This window comes from Hominiventricola sp. (assembly GCF_057604405.1).
Genome location: NZ_DBLYVB010000066.1, coordinates 1 through 2658, shown reverse-complemented (window position 1 = coordinate 2658; position 2658 = coordinate 1). Strand labels below are relative to the sequence as shown.

Below are 2658 nucleotides of genomic sequence, written 5' to 3'. Positions count from 1 at the left end.
TACACCCTCACATTTTTCCATTAGGGTCAGTTCCTCCAGATTGGGATAATCTCGCAGGAAGGACAGATTCACCTTCCGCTCTCCCGTCACAGACAGACACCGTACCGCATCTGGTTTTAGTCCATTCAGATCAATCTTTTCTCCGCCGCGCCAGAAAACTGCGGTGCAGTATGCCTGTTCCATTTTGCTTCTCTCCTTATTCTGCTAATGTGATTCAAAATTAGTATCCGGTCTTTGGAAATATACAACATGGTCTACATCTTCCATGTATTCCAGCATTTCATCTGTACTATGCTGAATCTTGTATTCCAGTTCATTCTCTGTCAGAGGAATCACCTGATAAAAACCGACCCAACTTCCATCTGAGAGCTTACAGACGGCAGCACCCTCCGGCGCATCCTGTACGCCTAAAAGAACACACCCTGCCAGCAATGTATTGTCTGCGTATGGTGTTCCGTTTTGAATAGAATGCCCATAGCCCAGCCAAGTGCTTTCTATGATTGGAAACCTCGCTAAATAGCGAAGCAACTCTACTGGCCAATTTTCTTGGCTTTCCTTACTTTCAGGGTTCCACTCAGGCGGAAGGCACATCATCAGTTCTATCCGAGAGGGAAGGCCATCCTCTTGGTATTCACTTGGGATCTTCATCGAAAACGCACCCATGCCTGTGGTTACCAAAGTATAATAGTTATGTTCCTCATGGGGCGGAATGATGGAGACATCAACATGAATATCTTCGCTGAAAAACTCATGAACCACTGTTGTGGCTTTTCCAAAATATTTTTCGATATGGTTGTCCAATCGTTCGAGTTCATCGGGACTATATAATGCTGGATTCTCCAAATACTTTCCAGTAATCATTGATCACACACCTTACTTCTTTTCTCGGCTTACATCATCAACACCAGTAATCATCAAATTCTTACCAAAACAGTCCTATTGTACTCATGCCAGTTCCGCATCCAGAATCTGCAACTGTTTTCCTTTATCATTCACATAGTAAAGTGCAATGTAGTCAATGCCGTCCCGTTTGACCTGCTCCCAGGGCATCCGCTCACCGTTAACCAGTTCCACGGTATCAGCCTCGTCTACCTCGAAGCTCTCTTTTTCATCCTCATAGTCGATATTGTAGCCCAGTTCCAGCACCAACTTGGAGGCAGGGATCTCATACCGCTGGAGGGGGCGATGCGCCAGCTGGGCTGGATTGTGTTCATCGCAGAACATATTATCATAACCATGCTGCCCACCGTCGAAGATGACGAACTCCTCGCCGCTCTCTGGGTCGCGGGCTGCCACCAGTCCGGGGGTCTCGCCTCTATCTATGATATAGGATTGGGACTCTCCCTTCACTGTGAGCAATTCTCCGTAATACCACACTTCCAGCAGTTCATTTCCGGCAGAGGAGCAGAGGGTCACGGTGGGCAGGCGCTTTTGTTTTCGTTCTTTGACATGGCCCTCCAGCCAGGTAGGGATTTGGGGAAAGGAATCCCGTTTCTTCTTTTTTCGTGGTGATGCCTGTGTATCGTTCCACGGCTCCATATCCAGAATGATGATCCATCCGCTATAATCGCTGTACTTCATTGTGGTGTGCGCCCGGATATAATCCTCCCCCCAGAGGGCCACATCCGCCTTACTATACCAGGTAGTCTGCGTTACACCATCCTCATTGGTAACATCGCAGCAGAGGTAATCTTCTGCTTTCCCGTTTCTCAACGCTATCATACGAAGAATTTCGGTATCTTCCGGGGTGACTTCACGAAAGTTCATTTTTAATGCCATAGGGGAGCCTCCCTGTATTAAAAGGTGTCGTAGCCAACCTTCGGACTTGGCACGAACTGCTCGTCAAAGGACACATTGAGATAGAGTTCCCCAGCCGGAGAGTCCCCAGTATCGTAGCAGAGGGAAAATGTCCCGTAGCAGCCGGACTTGTCTATCGTGATGTCGGTCAGGGGCAGATCGGGGATGTCCTCATCATCAGGGAATTCTTTCTGTAAGATCTCGTGGGCCTGCCGGTCCAGCTCATCCAGTTCCTGAGCTAATCGCTCCCAGAAGGGCATTGCCAGAATCTCTGCCTCGGTATAATCATTGCAGTTGATATGCAGTTCCTTATCTGCCCGGTGAGCCGTAAAGTAGACCCCGCAACTCATTACCTCCCAGTTATCCGCATTCCATAAAGATAAGAGTTGATCTTTTGTCATTTGTGTTCTCTCCTTATTCCTCAAACTCGCCCTCAATCATTCCATTAAGATATTTTCCGGGATCAGCAATAAATTCCTCCCATTTGGCTAACGGATGAAACTCCTTATGCTCAATGTCCAGATACCAGAGTTTCTTATCTCTGGGACTCCACAGCAGCAAATAGTCGCTGTAATTGTCCATTTTCGCCATAAGGGAGAGCAACTTTTTCCGTTTCCAGGTCATCTCCTGTAAATCCATGTAGGGGTACAGTTCCGCCCATTTCACCAGTTCCCGCTCTGGAAATTCCAGACGCAAGGGGCCGGTCTTTAAGTATTCCACCAGCTTGGCAGGCAGCTTGTAAGGCATGAGTTGACGCGCCTTTTCCTGTTCGTTATGCCATTCCTCCGGCTCCAGAGCTTTTAAGTAGGCGGCCATTTCCTGATTTTTGTTCTGTACTGCCACGGTGTAGGGCCGGTCACC

At 48.1% G+C, this 2658-nt stretch carries 3 protein-coding genes and 2 pseudogenes; all 5 read right to left on the bottom strand.

Going from position 1 to position 2658, the window contains the following annotated elements; genetic code table 11:
• Positions 1–183 (bottom strand): annotated as a pseudogene (locus ACZMB2_RS13950) (hypothetical protein); the annotation flags it as partial.
• 21 nt (positions 184–204) lie between these two features.
• Positions 205–861 (bottom strand): suppressor of fused domain protein, encoded by a 657-nt coding sequence (locus ACZMB2_RS13945; protein ID WP_008394719.1) that lies wholly within the window; start codon positions 859–861, stop codon positions 205–207.
• Between the two features lie 84 nt (positions 862–945).
• Positions 946–1779 carry a hypothetical protein gene (locus ACZMB2_RS13940; protein ID WP_008394720.1) on the bottom strand — a complete coding sequence of 278 codons (834 nt, stop codon included), beginning with the start codon at positions 1777–1779 and terminating at the stop codon, positions 946–948.
• A 17-nt stretch (positions 1780–1796) separates the two neighbouring features.
• The gene (locus ACZMB2_RS13935; RefSeq protein ID WP_008394721.1) at positions 1797–2198 is read right to left on the bottom strand and encodes a hypothetical protein; all 402 of its coding nucleotides are present in this window, start codon (positions 2196–2198) and stop codon (positions 1797–1799) included.
• Between the two features lie 13 nt (positions 2199–2211).
• Positions 2212–2658, bottom strand: a pseudogene (locus ACZMB2_RS13930) (ankyrin repeat domain-containing protein); the annotation flags it as partial.

What these genes read in the sequence shown, in the direction of transcription:
- ACZMB2_RS13945 (WP_008394719.1), bottom strand. Translation starts at nt 861, where the DNA reads ATGATTACTGGAAAGTATTTGGAGAATCCAGCATTATATAGTCCCGAT.
- ACZMB2_RS13940 (WP_008394720.1), bottom strand. Translation starts at nt 1,779, where the DNA reads ATGGCATTAAAAATGAACTTTCGTGAAGTCACCCCGGAAGATACCGAA.
- ACZMB2_RS13935 (WP_008394721.1), bottom strand. Translation starts at nt 2,198, where the DNA reads ATGACAAAAGATCAACTCTTATCTTTATGGAATGCGGATAACTGGGAG.